The following is an 18,816-nucleotide window of genomic DNA, read 5'->3' as shown; positions in this document are numbered from 1 at the left end:
AGCTTAGCGGCGAGACAATCGAAATGGGATAGGAATCGACAGGCTGGAAGCCTCTCCCACACCGGACGACAGGCTGGCAGCCTCTCCCACACCGGTCGACAGGCTGGAAGCCTATCCCACACCGGATGACAGGCTGGCAGCCTATCCCACGTTTGGCAACAAGGAATTTGACTGATGGCACGAATTGTTCGCGGGGCGTTGATCCAGACCAAGCTTTGTGAACCGGCGACGTCGCCGGTGAAACGGATCAAGGCGTCGATGATCGACCTGCACGTCGATCTGATCGCCCAGGCCGCCGACCAAGGCGCCCAGGTCTGCTGTTTGCAGGAATTGTTTTACGGCCCGTACTTCTGCGCCGAACAGGATGCGAAGTGGTACGAGATGACCGAACGCGTGCCCGATGGCCCGACGACGAAGCTGATGATGCAGTTGGCCAAGAAGCACGAGATGGTGATGATCGTGCCGGTCTATGAAGAAGACCTAACGGGAGTCTATTACAACGCCGCAGCGGTGATCGATGCCGACGGCTCGTACCTGGGCAAATTTCGCAAGATCCATATCCCGCACTGCAGCCCCGGCTTCTGGGAAAAATTCTATTTCCGCCCCGGCAACCTCGGCTATCCGATCTTCGACACCCGGATCGGCAAAGTTGGCGTCTATCTCTGCTATGACCGACACTTTCCCGAAGGCGCCCGATGCCTGGGGCTGGGCGGAGCGGAAGTGGTGTTCAACCCCAGCGCGACGGTGGCCGGGTTGAGTGAGTACTTGTGGAAACTGGAACAACCGGCCCACGCCGTCGCCAACCAATACTTCGTCGGCGCGATCAACCGTCCCGGCACCGAAGCCCCATGGAATATCGGCCAGTTCTACGGACAGAGCTATTTTTGTGACCCGCGCGGACAGTTGTTCGCACAGAGTGAAAAACGCGACGAGACCGACATCGTGATCGGCGAAATGGATTTCGACATGATCCGCGAAGTCCGCAACACCTGGCAGTTCTTCCGCGACCGCCGCCCGGAAACCTACGACGCAATCACAGATCTATAGTGGGATAGGCTTCCAGCCTGTCAAATCCAGTGGGATAGGCTTCCAGCCTGTCAAATCCAGTGGGATAGGCTTCCAGCCTGTCAAATCCAGTGGGATAGGCTTCCAGCCTGTCAAATCCAGCGCATGACAGGCTAGAAGCCTATCCCACAGTGATCCAGCGCATGACAGGCTAGAAGCCTATCCCACAGTGATCCAACGCATGACAGGCTAGAAGCCTATCCCACTTTCGTTCACTTCAGAGGGAATCATGGAATACTCGGGTTTGATTCGCCGACGCCACCTGCCACACATCGACGTCGAAGGCAAGCCGTATTTCGTGACCGCATGTCTCGACGGAAGTCTTCCGGCGGCGGGACTGTCAAAGCTACGCCGATACCGCGAGTGGCTACAGGAGCGTCCGAAACCAGACTCGCTCTCCGAACAGGACTGGGAACTCAAAAAGCATAAACTTGTTTTCAAAATGATGGATGACCTCCTCGACGGACAATGCCCCGTCGAACATCTCAAGGACGAACGATTGGCGAAAATCGTTTGCGACGCGTTCGTTCACTTTTCCGAAGAACGATATTCTCTGATGGCGTACGTTGTCATGCCTAGCCACCACCACTGGATGTTCCTGCCAAAACCTAATTGGGTCGCAGACTTCATCAAAGCTCAACGTTCGAAGAAGAACGACCGAACACCGCGCGAGGCGATCTCACATAGCATCCAGAGTTACACGGGAACGCAATGCAATCGAATGCTGGCGCAGAAGGGTAGTTTTTGGCAAACCGAAACGTTTGACCACTTCGCGAGAGACGAGGCGGAGGCGTCACGTATCATTCACTACATCGAGCAAAATCCTGTCAAAGCTGGGTTGGTGCAGAATGCCGTCGACTGGCCGTTTTCCTCGGCACCTGTTCGAAAGCGATTGTCGATCGAACCGGGTTTTCCCATTCCCAAACTAATGGGATAGGCTTCCAGTGTGGGATAGGCTTCCAGCCTGTCATCCCCAGTGGGATAGGCTTCCAGCCTGTCATCCCCAGTGGGATAGGCTTCCAGCCTGTCAAATCCAGCGCATGACAGGCTAGAAGCCTATCCCACAGTGATCCAGCGCATGACAGGCTGGAAGCCTATCCCACAGTGATCCAGCGCATGACAGGCTGGAAGCCTATCCCACTTTGATCCATGCGAAACAATATCATTTACGGACTGGATGATCGCCCGCCGCTTGGCAAAGCGGTGGTGCTGGCGATGCAGCATGTGCTGACCATGTTCGGTTCGACCGTTGCTGTGCCCTTGTTGCTCGGTCCGGCGATGGGCATGGACACCGCCGCGATCGCGCTGTTGATTTCCAGCGTGATGCTCTGCTCGGGCGTCGCGACGTTGATCCAAGCGACCTTCGGCTCTCGTTTGCCGATCATCCAAGGGGTCAGTTTTTCGTTCCTCGCGGCGTTCTTTATGATCATCGCGACGATCCATCCCGAAGGCGAAACCGTTACGCCGGGGGCGGCGATGCCCTACATTGCCGGCGCGATCATCGTCGGCGCGGCGTTCGAAATCGCGATCGGATTCAGCGGGTTGATGGGCCAGATCCGTAAGGTCCTCTCTCCGGTGGTGGTCGGCCCGGTGATCATGCTGATCGGATTGGCGCTCTACTCAGCCGGCGCGCCGATCGCCGCGGCCCACTGGCCGATCTCGATTTTAACGATGGTCCTGATCACGGTGTTTTCGTTCATCTGGTCGCGCCACCATCTGGTGTTCCAAATGTTCCCGATGCTGTTGGCGATCCTCACCGCGGTTGGGGTCTGTGCCCTGTGCACGTTCCTTGGGGTTTTCGGTCCCGACCATCCGGCGCGGCCGAACCTGGATGCGTTTGAGCATTCGCCTTGGTTTCGCACTCACGACGTGTTCCTGCCTTGGGGGATGCCCAAGTTTAAACTCGGCTTCATCGTCGCCGTGGTTGCGGGGTACTTGGCATCGATGATCGAAAGTTTTGGGGACTACCACGCCTGTAAACAGATGGCCGGCGGGGGAGACCCGACGCCCGAGGAGATCTCCAGGGGGATCGGGTGCGAGGGCATCGGATGCGCGTTGACGGGGGTCTTCGGCGGATTCAGTTCGACGTCCTATTCGGAAAACGTCGGATTGATCGGATTGACCAGGGTCGGGTCACGATATGTCGTTCAGATCGGGGCCATCATCCTGATCTTGCTGGGACTGTTTGGGAAATTCGGGGCGTTGGCCGCCGCGATCCCGCAACCGGTCGTCGGCGGGTTGTATTGTGTGATGTTCGGGTTGATCTCCGCGGTCGGGATCCGCCAATTCGCCAGGGCCGATCTGTCCAGCGACCGCAACCTGTTTATCGGCGGATTTGCATTGTTCATGGGAATCAGCGTGCCGTACTATTTTGCCAATGGCGGATCCGAAACCGTCCAAGCGACGTTCATCGACGGGCTGGACGATGTGATCAACGCGATCGGACAAACGGGGATGGCGGTCGCAGCCATCCTTGGCATTGCGCTCGATAATCTGATTCCCGGGACGCGTCGAGAGCGCGGCCTGGAGCCGCAGGAACCTTTCACGGAGCAATCGTGATGACCGGTGACGACCTGCCCCAAGTTCAATTGCCGCACGTTCAATTGCCTCTTTGCAATCACCAGCCGCGACCGTATGACGGTCCGTCACGCGACCAGGTGCTGGCGATGCGTCATCAATACGTCAATCCCGGCGTTTTGACGTATTATCGCGAACCGCTGATGATCGTCGAAGGCAACATGCAGTACCTGTGGGACGAAACCGGCAAACGCTACTTGGATGCGTTCGCGGGGATCGTCACGGTTAGCGTCGGGCATTGCCATCCGCACGTCGCCGATGCGGTCAAATCTCAAGCGGGCCGGTTGCAGCACACAACGACGATCTATCTGCACCCGACGATCGCCGAATTGGCCGCCAAGCTGGCGTCGAAAATGCCCGCCAACCCCGACGGGCTACCGCTCGATCGCACCTACTTTACCAATTCGGGCAGCGAAGCCAACGAGATCGCGGTGTTGATGTCGCGCGAGTTCACCGGAAACCAAGACGTCATCGCGCTGCGCAACGGCTATCACGGCGGAACCACGACCGCGATGGGCATGACCGCCCACGGGACGTGGAAATTTCCCAGCAATCCGCAATCGGGGATCACCCACAGCGTGCCGGGCTACTGCTATCGATGCCCCCTGGGACTGCGGTATCCCAGTTGCGATGTAAAATGTGCCCACGACATCAAGAACGTCATCGAGTATCAGACGCCGGGGCAAATCGCCTGCTTCATCGGCGAACCGATCCAAGGGGTCGGCGGTGCCGTGGTCCCGCCGCCGGAATTCTTTTCGATCGTGTACGACATCGTGCGGCAGCACGGCGGGCTGTGCATCGCCGATGAAGTCCAAGGCGGTTTTGGACGCACCGGTAAACATTACTGGTCGCACCAAAACTGGGACGTCAAGCCCGACATCATCACGATGGCCAAAGGAATCGGCAACGGCGCGCCGCTGGCCGCAGTGACGTCGAACGCCCCCGTGGCGGCAACCATGACCAATCGAATCCATTTCAACACCTTCGGCGGAAACCCCGTTTCGATGGCCGCCGGATTGGCCACCATGGAAGTGATCGATGCCGAGGGGATCCAGGAAAACGCGGCCGCGATCGGCGACTATCTGATCGATGGCTTGACCGAATTAAAAGACAAACATCCCTTGATCGGAGACGTTCGCGGGCTGGGACTGATGCTGGGCGTCGAACTGGTCAAGGACCGAATGACCAAGGAACCGGCCTCGGACGCCGCCGCCGAACTGATGGAACGGGCCAAACAACGCGGACTGATCCTGGGCAAAGGCGGATTGCACGGCAACACCATGCGGATCAAACCGCCGATGTGCATCGACAAGGACGATGCCCAGTTCCTGTTGGCGACGATCGACGAATGTTTAACCGAAATCGCAGACTAGTGGGATAGGCTTCCAGCCTGTCGACAAGCACACTGCGTGATTATCCGGCCGATCTACAACATTTGATTCAAGACCACACCGATGCCGACACTCGAAACCACCGTCAACGGAATCAAGTTTCCCAATCCCTTCGTGATCGGATCCGGGCCGCCGGGGACGAACGCGCGGGTGATCTGCCGCTCGTTCGCCGACGGCTGGGGCGCGTCGAGCGCCAAAACGGTCAGTTTGGACGCATCCAAGGTCATCAACGTCGCCCCACGCTACGGGCGATTAAAAGACAACTCCGGTGAACCATACGGCTGGGAAAACATCGAACTGATCTCCACCATGTCGTTTGACCAGTGGATCGACGAGTACAAGCGAGTCAAAGATGCCTATCCGGACAACGTCTTGATCGCGTCGATCATGGAAGAGTTCAACAAGGACGCCTGGTTCGAGATCATCCAGCGCTGTGAAGCCGCCGGCGTGGACATGTTCGAATGCAATTTCTCCTGCCCCCACGGATTGCCCGAACGAAAGATGGGCGCCGCGATGGGTGAAGACCCGCACGTTTTGAGTGAGGTTTGTGGGTGGGTCCGTGCCGCAACGAAAAAACCGGTGTGGGCCAAGATGACGCCCAATGTGACCCGGATCGAAGACCCGTCGCGGGCCTGCCTGGCCGCGGGCATCGACGGCATCACCGCGATCAACACGATTCGCAGCGTCATCGGCGTCGACTTGGAAACGCTACGGCCGATGCCCACGGTCGAAGGTTACAGCACGCCGGGAGGCTATTCATGCAAGGCGGTCAAACCGATCGCGCTGCGGATGAACATGGAGATCGCCACGTTGATCCGCGATGAGTTTCCCGGCCGCACTCTCTCGGGGCTCGGTGGCATCGAGACCGGTGAAGACGCCGCGGAGTTTTTCTTACTCGGTGCCGACACCGTTCAAGTCTGTACCGGTGTGATGAAGCACGGCTACAAGCTGGTCGAAACCATGAAGGAACAATTACTGGCCTTCATGGAAAAGCACGGCTTTGAAACGATCGATGATTTCAAAGGGAAAGCGCTGCCCTACTTCACCACCCACGCCGATCTGGTCCGGCGTCAGGCGGAGGCGAAAGCGGAGAAGGCCGAAGCCAAGGCCAAGCAGAACGGCGGAATCACGACCGACGAAAACTGGGACGGCGACGACTTCGTCAAACAGTCCGACGACCTGGTAGGTTAACCCTGCCGTCGCCGCGATCAAGGAACAGGACCGGCACGTGGGGATGCTGGCTGCAATTGCGGATCAGCCGTACAGTCGATTGGCCATCGCAATCGTCTGGCGACGTCGACAACACGACCGCGTCCGGCTTTTCAAAGCGTGACAGCTCGTACAGCACCGTCATCGCATCGGAGGTATGCGTGACTTCAAAACCTTCGGCCGACCATTGGGCCGCATGATCGTCATCGGGTGCGGCGAGGAGGACGACGGAGCGGGAGTGCTGCGTGGCTCGCTGGTCCGCGGAATTGGTGTAATTCACCGTCGCTTCGGCCACCCCACCGGCAACCGCCCGGTCGTCGACACGGTCTACCCGCGATGGCGTTTCACGACGATTCGATTCATGACCCGATGCACCGTAGCGCAGCGCGTCGAGTTCGGCCAGGGCTTCACCGAGGGCGATCAATGCCGGTTCGGTGTGACCGGCGGCAAGCTCTGCTTGCGCGGCCTTCAGCTTTTCAGTCGCCGCGTTGATTTCGTCTTGGATATGCGAAACCACGTCCCGACGTATCTCAGGGGAACCCGGTTCACCGGTCACCGGCGTCGAACCGCCCTTTCCCATTTCGTGACGACAGATCCGGATGTGCCTGGGGGCATCGATGGCCAATGTGGCACGCGAACGTGTCAGTTTCACCACTTCGACCGAAATCCCCAACTCGGGAAAGTCGATGCGATCATTTTCACGACGAGAGAGCACAAGCATGGCAGACTCCATTTACATTTTCACCGCGAAAACGATCCATTCGTCGCCGCAGTGGAACAATGGTGAAGCACCCATGCTTCGGTTTCACGTCAGCATAACGCAACGCCGAAAACCAGAAAACACCAGTATTTTGAACCACATCCGACGATCGGCGTAGAAACAACGGCTTCTCACCAATCCACCATCAATCGGCATCCCCCGAGGAAAGACGTGGAACCTCTCGCCCACACCCATCGACCGGAGCAACTGGCGAAGGTTTTACGCAAGGTCCTGTTTTGGGGTTGCGTGATCGTTTCGGCGAAGGTGTTCTTGGCGATTCTGTATCAGTACCGCTGGTATTTTCCGCCGGATTTTGACGCCTCGCCGTTTCTTGCCGGACGCCGATTCACTTTCGTTGGTCTCTATCGCGGGGCGTTCTATCTGCACTTGGTGGCCGGACCGACGGCCCTGATTCTGGGCACGGTTTTGATTTTCAGCGGCGGCAAGACGCGTTGGCGGCGTCTTCACGCGATGCTCGGTAAAACACAGTTCGTGGTCGTCATCACGATGGTCGTCCCGAGCGGCTTGGTGATGTCGTTACAGGCTTATGCCGGGACCATCGCCGAAACCGGCTTCCTCGTGCAATCAATCCTGACCGGCGTGACGATTGCGGCCGCAGCGTACTTGGCGCGATCGGGCAAGATCGCGGCGCACCGTCGCTGGGCGACGCGTTGCTATCTGCTGCTCTGGTCGCCGTTGCTGTTACGCGTCGCAGCCGGATTGGTGATCGTGTCGAACCTGGAATCCGAGTGGACGTACCGCTTGAACGCATGGCTCAGCTGGCTCGTGCCCCTGGCGGTGTATGAGTTGGCTTGGGTGTCGTCTTCAGCAAAAAATCGGGCTGGGAAAAGAGATATCGCAACCGCTGGTGTTCCGGCGTTCGTCGCCCCCGGGTCGCTGCGAAGCAGCGGCGGGGAATCACCGAAAGGCTAGACACCAACGACCAACGCTTATGCCCGTGCCGTTTGCTCCTGAATCGTTTTGCAAATGAACTCAAGTCGATAGGAGACTCGTATGAACCGACATGCAAGATCAACAGGATTGACGCTGATCGAATTGCTGATTGTAATCGTGGTGATCGGCGTCTTGGTCGGACTGATGCTGCCGGCCGTTCGATCGTCGCGTGAAGCGGCCCGGCGGATGAGTTGTTCCAATAACTTCAAGCAAGTCGGACTGGCCTTTGAAAACTATCATTCCGCTTACAAACAGCTTCCGATGCAGATGGGCGGAACGTTTGATCCGTCGTCTGATTCGCAAGGCACGTCCCCGCCTGGCAACAACCGGTACCGCTTGAGCGCCCTAGTCGCCCTGCTGCCGTTTCTGAACCAACAACAGGCATGGCAGAGAATCGAAACTGGAATCGCGACGAGCGGCGACGTGGTTTACTCGCCGATGGGGCCGGCGCCCTGGACGCGTGACTTTGAACCTTGGCAAACGGATTACCCTGACTTTCGATGCCCCTCGGACCCGGGCGTCGGCTTTCCCGCCCACGGCCGCAGCAACGTTGCAGTCTGTCTGGGAGATGCGACCGACAGCATCGACACCGGGGCGACTCGTTGGAGCCGGCAAACGCAATCCTGGGTCACCGATCGCGGCGATGCGGTTGCCGCGTCCGGCCGCGGAGCGTTCGTCCCCAGGCAGGTGATGCGATGGGGTGACATTCTGGATGGACTCAGCAACACGATTCTGGCCGGGGAGATCAGCACCGACCTTGGCGACGGCGACAAACGCACGACCGGATCGCTATTGAATCCCTGGGACATGATTCATGATTCTCCGACGCTTTGTGAGAACCAGATTGATTCCGGGCGACCGATGTTCTGGAACGATGGTGACGAGGGTCCCGAAAACATTGGAGCTGCGGATCAAAAACGCGGCTTCCGTTGGGCCGATGGGGCGGCGTTGTACACGGGGTTCAATACCGTCCTGCCGCCCAACCGAGAGGTCTGCATGGCCGGCGGTGAGGCCGGGATCGGGATGTTGCCCGCGTCGAGTCGTCACCAAGGCGGGGCGCACGTGTTGATGGCTGACGGAGCGGTGGTGTTCATGACCGAATCGATCGACTGCGGTGATCCGACCGTGGGAACGGTCATCCTGGGCGGCGAGGGTCCACGCGCCCCCGATAGTCCCAGCCCTTACGGTTTGTGGGGTGCTCTGGGCACACGCGGCCAGGGCGAGGTGATCGAGGAACAACTGAATCGGTAACACCGCGTCGACCGTGCATGCACCAGCCTGATCTTGGGGTGCGCTATCGCGCCCCCAAGCTTTGTTGTGACACGCCGCTGGCGTGCAACCGCGACGCGGTTGTGTTGTAATTGCTTCACGCAACGCAACGTGAAATTCACCCGCAATAGATTTCACGGCCCTCCGCGACCCTCCCTGGAAGGGAGGGTGACTTACTTGATGAATGGTTCCATCTCTTAACTTGATCCGTATGCAGGCGAGCGAAGCGAGAGGAGGAGTAAACGGTGAGTTGTGGTACAGAGGTTCGTCCTGCGGTCGCGTCAAATTATTCAAGACCGTATGAATTGCAACCGATACCCGCCTAATGATTCAATCGATCCAGCAATCGCTGAATCTTCCAGTGGGTCATTGTTGTGGTCGAGAAGACCAACCAGTGGCGATCGCGAATCGTCGTTCCGGTGATCGTTGAGTTTCCGCCGAGAGCTTCCCAGGTGTCGGGATCGACGTTGGTTTCGATCAGGTTGACCAGCGTGTCGAAGTCGGCATAGACCTCGTTGTTGCTGGGCAACGATTGGCTCCGTCCCCACGACGCCAGATGCCGCATGTCGACCAGCGGAGTCACGTCATAGATCCGCGTCGCCAAATCCTCCTCGGCTGCCTCCACCGTCGTGAGGACCACTTGGCCGCGCACGATCATCAGCGTTAAATCCAAGTTCCTCAAGTGATTCATTAACGTGGCGATCAAACTGGGGCGACCGTGCAATTCAACTCCTTCGCTCCGGTCCCACCATCGGGCCGGTTTGGATTCTCGCTGTGAAGTGATCCGACTGCCGTTGACCATCACGCCCGCACCGATGGGCGTGTCCACCTCAAGACCGATTTCTTCCAACGCTCGACGATCGAGCATGACGAGGAACAACTCACTCAAGTCCTCCGCAATCTTGCTGATCGGCATATTCGCCCTCCACTGAAACGGCGACTCTTTCATCAACGCGATCGCGATCGCTCGCTCTTGCTTTGCACTCATCAGCGGATCGCAAGGAAACGAAACCACCGCGCCGCCGGCCTTGGTTGTCGAGGATCGAGTGATCTCCTCACTCAGGCCCGGGCTGAGCCAATGGTGCGAGCGATCGGTTGCCTGCGCGAGCAACAGAGTCGGCGACAACGAGAGCAGGATCAAAAACGCGATGAGTCTCATGAAGGTCGTGCTCCACTTGTGGGATAGGCATCTTGCCTGTCATCTCCAACCGGTCGGGAATCAGAAGCGATGGTCTTTCATCACTGCACTTGGCATGCCGAATGCATCACCACCTTGTTGCACGCAAAACCGAAAGTGGAACGTTCGATTTCGCGTCGCAGTCATTCAAACAACTGTAGCGTTTCGCTACAGCCGGCTCCCCAGCGAGGTTCAAACATGCAAGCGATCATCCGATTTCTCAGAACCGCCGTCTTGCTCCGCACGATTGTGTTTGCATCCAGTGTGTCGATGCCGCTTGCCAGTGTTTCCGCTTCTGCTCAAGAGCAGGCTTCTGTGGTCGAGGTGGACAGTCCCATCGCCGCGGTCACCGTCTTTCGCCGCCAAGCCAACGTGGTCCGCGAGATCGAAATTCAACCTTCCAATGCCCCTCAAGTGATTCGCGTCACGGGGTTGCCGAAGACCATCCGCGATCAATCGGTGCGTTGGGAATCCGATGCCGGGATCACGGTGCGTTCGCTGCGTGTCACACCCCACCAGATCAAAGTGGACCAGGCGGCGAAGAAAGCATGGGCGGAGGAAATCGCGAAACAAAACCTGGCGATTCAAGATGCAGCGCACGAAGTTGCCGTCATCGAACAAGACCTCGAGACGATCGAGGACCTGGTGGAGTTTACTGCCGCAAAGACGAACAAGGGGCTCGGCGAATCCAAGCTGGAAGTCGAATCCGTCACGGCAATCGCAGATTTTGTGATGCAGCGTCGACGCATGCTCGCCAAAGAGTTGCACGGTGCACGACAGGAATTGCAATCGCTGCAGGATCAACTTGACGCAAGCATTCAAAAAGCCCAAAGAGAATCGGAGTCCAAGCCCGAGGCTACCTTCGATGCCGTGTTGATGGTCGATTCACCGCGCGGCGGGACGTTGCGATTGAGCTACTGGGTGGACGAAGTGTCCTGGCAACCGCAGTACAGCATTCACGCGACCACGGGCCGGCAGGGCGAAGATTCGTTTGTCGTTCAGCTCGATGGGACCGTCTCGCAGAACAGCGGCGAAGACTGGCGAGGGGTTCGGTTGGCATTTTGCACGGGAGTCCCCAATCTACAGGCGGCTACACCGCTGTTGGTGCCGCTGCGTGTTTCGGTGGATCAAGCGACCGGCGATGGTGACGCCAGGAGCGGGGCTGTCATGTCGCGGCAATCGGCCGCCGCCCCCGCTTGGGAGGACCCCGCGCTTTGGCAGCGGAACCTAGCCCTGAACACCGAAGCGGCTGGCCGCCAAGTGGTCGAAATCAATCGACGTCAAAGCGTGCAGCGTGAACTGGCCGACGATGCCAGCACCAATTTGGCCGACGAAACCTATCGTGTTGCGACGCCGATCGACGTGGCCGACCAGACCGCCGAGCAAGCGATCACGATTCTGCGCTGGGACATCACCAGCCCGATCTATCGCGTTGTCACGCCGCTGTTGAGCAGTTTCGCCTATCGCGAAGCGGCATTGGAAAACCAACTCGGCCAAAGCTTGGTCGGCGGCGAGGCGACGGTCTTCCTGGATGGACGATTTGTCGGCCGGACCACGTTGCCGCCGACGGCCGCTGGCGGCGAATTCGCCGTCGGACTGGGAGTCGATCGGCAAGTCCGTACGCGACGTGAATTGCTCTCACGCGATGAATCGATCCAAGGCGGCAACCGACTGTCGCGACTCGAGTACCGACTGGTCATCAACAATTACCACAACGACGAAATCGACATCCGGTTGTACGATCGCATTCCGATCACCAGCGATTCAGGAACCGTCAACGTCGTCACCGATTCAGGTTCGCTGGGCCAACTCTCCGGCGACGCCAAGTACCTGAGGATGCAGCGCCCGACGGGAATCCTGCGATGGGATTTGACGATCCCCGCCAAGCGATTCGGCAGTAACGCCTACGATCATCACTATCACTACACGATCGAAATGGACCGCACACAATCGATCATCAGCAACGACGTCGTGCAACAAATGCAAAACGACCTGCGTTTCAACCAGTCCGGCGGAGGAGGAATGGGAGGCGGGATGGGAGGTTTCGGCGGCGGCGGTTCTTTTTAGCCCGCGGAATCCCATGCCAGCGGGAAGCGTCAGCGAGCGGCCCGTGGATCCACTCCACCACCATCGCCCGCCACTGGCTCACGCCACGTGCTGGCATGACCACCGCTACTGGATCCGGGATTGCCCGATCAGTTGTTTGACGATTTCGGAGCGCCGGCCGGTCTGTTGCAAAATTTGGCGTTGGCGATCGGCCCAATCCAGTCGGCCGGCGATCTCTCGGACCATCAACAATTCGGATTCGCAGTTCAAGTCTTGCGCGACGCCGCGCAGTTTGCTGAGCAGCCGTTCGACGATTTCCGCGACGGTTCGTTCGGAATAGTCAAACGTGTCGACCAGAGTCGCGGCGACTCCGTAGCGAGCGGCCCGCCATTTATTCTGTCGCACCATCATCGGGTGACAATCGAATTGATAGGTCCCTTCGTCGATACGATCGCTGAGGTATTTGACCAGGCACTGGACCAGTGCGGCCAGCGCGCAAACGTGGTCCATGTTCCCGGGCATGTCGCACATCCGGACTTCGACGGTGCCGAAGTTGTGGTGCGGTCGGACGTCCCACCAGATCTCTCGAATCGTGTTGATGAACCCGGTTTCTTCCATGTGATTGACCAACCACACGTACTCGCTCCAGTTCCGCATCAGCGTCGGCAGACCGGCCGTGGGCAATCCCTCCATGACTTTGCTGCGGTGGGAATGCAGTCCGGTATCGCGGTCTTCCCAATAGGGACTGCTGGCCGACAGAGCCAACAGCAGTGGCAGGTGCTGCATGATGCGATCGCAAATCATCACCGCCTTGTCACCGGAATCGACGCCGACGTGCACGTGCAACCCGAACGTGATCAACCGTCGCGCCATCTCCTGCAGCAACCGAACGAGCCCGCGGTAGCGTTCTTCGTCACTGACGATCTGTTCTTGCCACAGGCTGAAGGGGTGCGTCGCGCCCCACCATAGTCCAAGACCTAGCTGGTCGGCGGATTGCTGGACGGAGCGGAGTTTTCCGGAAAGGTCATCGCGTGTTTCAGCCACCGTGTCACAGACGCCGCTGATCACTTCGATGCACGACTGCATCAACTCGTGCTTGCACGACGCGGCGATATCGCCAGGCAATGTCGCCAACAATTCGTTGCTACGGCTGGCCAGTGCGTACGATTGACAGTCGACGATTCCCAGTTCCAATTCGACGCCGATGGTCTGTGTCGCATTCGAATGGAACTGAAACTTACTCATGACCGATCCGGGTCGAAGTAATTGATGATCGACGCTGCAAATAGTTTAGCGGCGTGTGCGATGGCATGTTCGTCGACGTCGAAATTTCCGGTGTGCAGTGGAGCGCTGCCGACCTGGTCGCCCGCGACCCCCAACCGGAACATCGCACCGGGGGCATGCTCCAGGTAGAACGAAAAGTCTTCGCTTCCCATGCTGGGCTGGTCGATCCAATCGACCGCGGCGGGGTTGAGGACCTGGGCTGCCGAATCGCTCAGCAAACGCACCAGCGCCGGGTCGTTCATGACGCCGGGCGCGGACGATCCGAGTCGCAAGCTGACTCGGCATCCGGTTTCCCGCGCCGTCGCTTCGCCGACGTCCTCCAAAACCTCCAACGTCCGCCGTCGTGCTTGAACGCCCAGCGACCGAAGGGTCCCTTTGATCCTGGCGTGATCGGGAATCACGTTGGGGCTGTGCCCGGCTTCGATCATGCCGATCGACAAGACCACGATGTCGTGCGCGTTGACCGCGCGATGGACGCGGCGGTAGGCGGATTGGACCCAGCGGGTGCAGGCATCGATCGGGTCGTTGGTTAAATGCGGCCGTGCCGCGTGCCCGCCATCACCGTCGAAATTGACCTCCAGCATGTCGCACGCGGCGGTCAGGTCGTGTTCGCGAAGGCCGATACATCCGACTTGACGGGTGGGATCGACGTGCAGGGCCAGGATCGCACCGACGTTGGACACGGCATGATGGTGAATCATGTGCAACGCACCTTCAGCGGTTTCCTCGGCCGGTTGCAAGATCGCCCGCGCCGCGATCGGCCACGGCAACGCACCGCTGCGCTGCAGGTGTGAAAGCAACTGCATCGCGGCGATGATCACGGTGGCGTGGACGTCGTGCCCGCAGGCGTGCATCACCCCGTCGACCGTGCTGTGGTAGGGCACCGATTTTTCGTCCTGGATCGGCAATGCGTCGATGTCACCACGGATGGCGATCCGCGGGTGATCGGCCAGCGACTTGTCGGTTACAAGATCGGCCGTCAATCCGCGTCCTTGGCCGGCGACGCGGACCGGCAAGTCCAGCTTGGTCAGTTCCGCTTTTAGAAACTGAGTCGTCAGCACTTCTTGCCCGGACAGTTCGGGGTGCTGGTGCAGGTGACGACGCATCGCGATCCAGCCGTCGCAAAGGACTTTGGCGGCGTCGTTGATGGCCTGGCCCCAACTGTCACGGTCGGCGGAAAGAAGGTCGGCCATGGTGATGCGAACAAATCCTCGACGACGCGTCCGTAGACGTCCGTCAATCGGAAATCCCGTCCGCCACAACGTTGCGTAAGTAGTCCGTAGAGCAAAATCCGCCCTCAACATAACCACTCCCCCGTCGCCGATCAAACCGAGCCGCTGTCGCCGCCCCGCCTGATTGGTGGGTGGCACGTTTTAGATTACGCACGCTGAATGCTGATTCGTTCGGCGCGGCGGTCGATGCAACCGAGTCAACCTGGTTTTCAATGTGTGTGTTGCACGATTGGGCAACGAACAATAGGCAAAACGATGGGGGCAAACGATCACAGGCTGATATTGTTTTGCCCCCATTGTTTCGCCAATCCTTCGAGAATAGGGCAGCGATCGTGTAATAGGACCAATAGGACGCATAGGACGTATAAGTCCCCTATGTCCTATTGGTCGGGGGCCCCGGTTGGTCGGGGGCCCCGGCGGGGAGGTCGCGAGGAAGGTCGACTGCGGCAATCGCTCACTTCGACTTCGCGTCGAGGATCTCCGCGGCCGCGCGCAGTCCGCTGTTCATCGCGCCCTGGATGCTGGGTGTTTCGCGGTGGTCGCCGCAAACATACAGGCTCGCCGGGGCTTTGACCCCAGAAATCTGATCGGCTCGCACGGGCTGCACCACGGGGTCCAGATCTATCTGCGGCAGTCCGTAGGGCACGCGGATGGTTTGAACCAGTTCCCATCGACTGGCTCCCTCACCGAACCAGCGCCGCGCCTGGTCGCGGACCGCATCGGCCAAATCCTCGGCAGGCCGGTCGGCCATCGAATCCGCGATGCTGATGGAAATCAATGCGCGGCCACCGGACGCGTACTCGGGCGCGATGTCGCTGAGCACGACGGCCGTACGGATCGGGCCTTCTTCGTCGCCACGCAGCATCAGCATTCTGCTCGACTCGGGCGACCGCTCGGCGACGAAGTACAACGTCGTGGCGTGATTCCACTGGGTGACCAACTCGGGGGCGTCGATCAATCGCGCCGCGGCGTTGCTTTCGGTCGCGACGACGACGGTTTCGGCATTGATGCTTGCGCCATCACTCAGGTGAACTCGATGCCGACGGTCGATGTGTTCGATCGACGTCACGGTCGTGTTCAGCCGCAGCGTCCCGCGTGGCAGCCCCTCGGCCAACTGTCGCGGGATGGCGGCCATGCCGTCGGCGGGGATCGCGATGTCGCCGGCGGCAAACATTCGAAACACGAATTCAAACATCCGGCTGGAAGTCGACAAGGATTCATCCAGAAAGACGCCGCCGAGAAACGGTCGAAAGAAGGCTCCGATCATCGCGTCGGAGAAGCCCAAATGACGAAGTCGCTGGTCGGTGGATTCGCCATCGCGGTGATACAGATCCTGCAACGTCCCCCGCCGAGATTGAAGCCGCGCCTTGGCGATCCGCAGTTTGTCCATCAAGGATCCGACGGAACTGGTCGCCGTGGACAGAATCTGGCCTGGGCGACGCCAGGGATCTCCCAGTCGCGTGAAACCGCCGTTCTTTCGAATCAAAGCCCCCGGCTCGAACGCCCGCAACCGCAATCCTTCATAATCCAACAACTCGCGACACGCCGGATAGGCCGTCAACAGGACCTGGAACCCGTGGTCCAATTTCAACCCGTCGACGATGTCGGTCCGGACGCGTCCCCCGACGCGATCGCTGGCTTCCAGCAAGGTGACGTCACGGCCGTGCTGGGTCAACCGTTTCGCGCACGCGAGTCCGGCGAGCCCCCCGCCGACAATCACCGTGCCGGCGTTCACCAAGCCTGCGGGCGAACCATTGGGATTCGGAGTCGTACCACTGTCGGATGGGGGTGTGTTCACGGTTCTTTTGACGGTTTGAAAGCAGGGGTGATCGCCGGACGGCGTTGCTGGACCGTGTCAATTCGATGTGAGCGTTTGCTTGCTGCGCAAACGCCGGCTCTCCCGGAGGGAGAGAATCTGAGTTGGCGGCCAAATCGCTCAGTCACACAAACGGCGTCCAGAGAAAGAGAATCGAATGCCGGTGATTGTCGCGTGATTGGTACATCCCAACCAGCCGGTGCGGTAATGCCGAGGCAATGCAGCGCGGGGAATTCTTCGTTTGCAGTGCACTGATTAAACTATGCGGCCCACCGGAACCTTCGTTACTCCGGCTATTTGAGTCCCCTTTTTCATTGGCCATCGATTCATGCGTGTCATCGTCACCGGGTCCAGCGGATTGATCGGATCAGCAGCCGTGCGTCATTGGGACGCTGCGGGTGACCAAGTCATCGGCATCGACAACGACATGCGTTCGACCTTTTTCGGCCCCGACGGCAGCACCAAGTGGAATCAGTCGCAACTGGAATCGGAAACCCGAAATTTTCGCACCGAAACCATCGACATCCGCGACCGAGACGCGATCCTGGATTTGTTCCAGAACGAACCTCCCGATCTGGTCATCCACTGCGCGGCGCAGCCGTCTCATGATAAGGCGGCGGCAATCCCCTTTTTGGATTTCGAAGTCAACGCGAACGGAACACTGAACCTGCTGGAAGCGACGCGTCGGCATGCGCCCGATGCCGTATTCTGTCACATGAGCACGAACAAGGTGTACGGCGATGCGCCCAACGAGCTGCCGTTGACGGAATTGCCGACGCGTTGGGACTACGCACGAGACGAGGATTACGACGGGATCGATGAAACCTGTCGCATCGACCAGACCATGCATTCGTTATTCGGGGCCAGCAAGACCGCGGCGGATGTGCTGGCCCAGGAATATGGAAAGTACTTCGGGTTAAAGACGGGCGTCTTCCGTGGCGGTTGTTTGACCGGCGCGAGTCACAGTGGCGTGGAATTGCACGGGTTTCTGAGTTACTTGGTGCATGTCGCGGTGACCGGAAAACCGTACACGATCTTCGGTTACAAGGGCAAACAGGTTCGCGACCAAATCGAGTGCAGCGATGTCGTCCGGGCGTTCGAAGCGTTCGCCAGGAACCCCCGCCCCGGCGAGGTCTACAACATCGGCGGCGGGCGTGAAAACGCGGCCAGCGTGCTGGAGTGCATCGCGTTGATCGAAGAGATCAGCGGGCATCGGATCGAGTACACGCTGGGCGATGAGAACCGAAAGGGCGACCACATTTGCTACATCAGCGATCTCGGCAAGCTGTGTCGTGATTACCCCGATTGGAAGATCCGCGTTTCGCTGCGAGAGATCATCACGCAAATGATCGACGCGGCCGAAGCCAAGGCACGGTGAGGGCAATCGGACAATCACGAGACAGCGTCGCGCGAACGTCCTTTTTCGACATAAGGTTCCTTTGGCCCGTCATGCTTTTTTCGGCAGTGGCCGCCCGAAGCCGGCGAGGGTCGCCGGTTGTTCGATTACGAGACGCCCGTGGCAATCATGAATTCATCCCCCACCACCGCGGAAGCCCCCCTCAGCACGGAAACGATCGCCGAGCATGGAGGTTTCGTCGGGACCACGCTCGGTGACGATGTTGCGTCGCTGATTCAATCGGCCGGGGGATACCGAGGCCCGGAGCGGCGTGCCAGCCGCCGGATCCCCCGCACACTTGAGATCACGGTACAACCGCTGGACGTCCAGTTGAACGAGTGGGCGAGTCCGTTTTTCGCGATCACGCGGGACGTCAGCCAGGGGGGGCTGGCCTACCTGAGTTCTCAAAAGGCGGATTTTGAAAAGGCCGTCGTGTCCTTGAACGACGGCATCGCGCCGGGCATCGTCTGCCGGATCTGCAACACGTCGCTGGTGCACCGTTTGGGCAAGGAAGAAGTCTGGCTGACGAACGTGCAATTCCTGCACATCCACCAACGCCGCAAGTAGGCCCCGCCGACACGGCGAGCTTTGCCGGAACGCAGCGGCCCGGTGGGATCCACGATCCCGTCTCGACCGGCGT

The 18,816-nt window shown here is 59.3% G+C and carries 15 protein-coding genes; 10 read left to right on the top strand and 5 right to left on the bottom strand.

The features are described 5' to 3' along the window. Positions 1-174: 174 nt before the first annotated feature. From H1B37_RS21795 to preA, 5 genes are all read left to right on the top strand, one after another. Positions 175-1,047, top strand: a complete 873-nt coding sequence (locus H1B37_RS21795; RefSeq protein WP_182868784.1) for a nitrilase-related carbon-nitrogen hydrolase — start codon at positions 175-177, stop codon at positions 1,045-1,047. Between the two features lie 316 nt (positions 1,048-1,363). After that, on the top strand, positions 1,364-2,002 hold the full coding sequence (locus H1B37_RS21790; RefSeq protein WP_353620884.1) for a hypothetical protein: 639 nt from the start codon (positions 1,364-1,366) through the stop codon (positions 2,000-2,002). A gap of 212 nt (positions 2,003-2,214) precedes the next feature. Beyond that, positions 2,215-3,624, top strand: a complete 1,410-nt coding sequence (locus tag H1B37_RS21785; protein ID WP_182868782.1) for a uracil-xanthine permease family protein — start codon at positions 2,215-2,217, stop codon at positions 3,622-3,624. Beyond that, positions 3,624-5,015, top strand: coding sequence for an aspartate aminotransferase family protein (locus tag H1B37_RS21780; RefSeq protein ID WP_182868781.1), 1,392 nt, complete (start codon positions 3,624-3,626; stop codon positions 5,013-5,015). Before H1B37_RS21785 ends, H1B37_RS21780 begins: the two co-directional genes overlap by 1 nt. A gap of 81 nt (positions 5,016-5,096) precedes the next feature. Then, positions 5,097-6,224: an NAD-dependent dihydropyrimidine dehydrogenase subunit PreA gene (preA, locus tag H1B37_RS21775; RefSeq protein WP_182868780.1), complete on the top strand. Its 1,128-nt coding sequence runs from the start codon at positions 5,097-5,099 to the stop codon at positions 6,222-6,224. Here the strand turns inward: preA and H1B37_RS21770 are convergent. After that, the gene (locus tag H1B37_RS21770; protein WP_182868779.1) at positions 6,196-6,963 is read right to left on the bottom strand and encodes a carbon storage regulator; all 768 of its coding nucleotides are present in this window, start codon (positions 6,961-6,963) and stop codon (positions 6,196-6,198) included. The genes preA and H1B37_RS21770 overlap by 29 nt on opposite strands. Before the next feature lie 210 nt (positions 6,964-7,173). Here H1B37_RS21770 and H1B37_RS21765 point away from each other — a divergent pair, with 210 nt between their 5' ends. Both H1B37_RS21765 and H1B37_RS21760 read left to right on the top strand, forming a co-directional pair. After that, entirely contained in the window at positions 7,174-7,935 is a 762-nt protein-coding gene (locus H1B37_RS21765) for a DUF2306 domain-containing protein (protein ID WP_182868778.1), read from the top strand. An 81-nt stretch (positions 7,936-8,016) separates the two neighbouring features. Then, positions 8,017-9,207 (top strand): DUF1559 domain-containing protein, encoded by a 1,191-nt coding sequence (locus H1B37_RS21760; RefSeq protein ID WP_182868777.1) that lies wholly within the window; start codon positions 8,017-8,019, stop codon positions 9,205-9,207. 340 nt (positions 9,208-9,547) lie between these two features. Here the strand turns inward: H1B37_RS21760 and H1B37_RS21755 are convergent, their stop codons facing one another. After that, on the bottom strand, positions 9,548-10,384 hold the full coding sequence (locus tag H1B37_RS21755) for a hypothetical protein (protein WP_182868776.1): 837 nt from the start codon (positions 10,382-10,384) through the stop codon (positions 9,548-9,550). A gap of 216 nt (positions 10,385-10,600) precedes the next feature. On the opposite strand from H1B37_RS21755, the gene H1B37_RS21750 reads away from it, so the two are divergent. Further along, the gene (locus tag H1B37_RS21750; protein WP_182868775.1) at positions 10,601-12,469 is read left to right on the top strand and encodes a DUF4139 domain-containing protein; all 1,869 of its coding nucleotides are present in this window, start codon (positions 10,601-10,603) and stop codon (positions 12,467-12,469) included. A 105-nt stretch (positions 12,470-12,574) separates the two neighbouring features. On the opposite strand, the gene H1B37_RS21745 is transcribed toward H1B37_RS21750, so the two are convergent. From H1B37_RS21745 to H1B37_RS21735, 3 genes are all read right to left on the bottom strand, one after another. After that, positions 12,575-13,693, bottom strand: a complete 1,119-nt coding sequence (locus tag H1B37_RS21745; protein WP_182868774.1) for a carboxylate-amine ligase — start codon at positions 13,691-13,693, stop codon at positions 12,575-12,577. Beyond that, positions 13,690-14,925, bottom strand: a complete 1,236-nt coding sequence (locus H1B37_RS21740; protein ID WP_182868773.1) for an amidohydrolase — start codon at positions 14,923-14,925, stop codon at positions 13,690-13,692. The genes H1B37_RS21745 and H1B37_RS21740 overlap by 4 nt, the downstream gene beginning before the upstream one ends. A gap of 493 nt (positions 14,926-15,418) precedes the next feature. Next, positions 15,419-16,762 carry an NAD(P)/FAD-dependent oxidoreductase gene (locus H1B37_RS21735; protein WP_353620883.1) on the bottom strand — a complete coding sequence of 448 codons (1,344 nt, stop codon included), beginning with the start codon at positions 16,760-16,762 and terminating at the stop codon, positions 15,419-15,421. 346 nt (positions 16,763-17,108) lie between these two features. On the opposite strand from H1B37_RS21735, the gene H1B37_RS21730 reads away from it, so the two are divergent. Together H1B37_RS21730 and H1B37_RS21725 are read left to right on the top strand one after the other, a co-directional pair. Next, positions 17,109-18,158, top strand: coding sequence for an NAD-dependent epimerase/dehydratase family protein (locus H1B37_RS21730; protein ID WP_182868772.1), 1,050 nt, complete (start codon positions 17,109-17,111; stop codon positions 18,156-18,158). Between the two features lie 147 nt (positions 18,159-18,305). Then, complete coding sequence (locus H1B37_RS21725; protein WP_182868771.1) at positions 18,306-18,743, top strand: PilZ domain-containing protein; 438 nt, start codon at positions 18,306-18,308, stop codon at positions 18,741-18,743. Positions 18,744-18,816 lie beyond the last annotated feature (73 nt).

The organism is Stieleria mannarensis (genome assembly GCF_014154935.1).
Lineage (GTDB): Bacteria > Planctomycetota > Planctomycetia > Pirellulales > Pirellulaceae > Stieleria > Stieleria mannarensis.
Note: the sequence above shows the minus strand (reverse complement) of the source record. Positions and strands in the feature narration are given on the sequence as shown.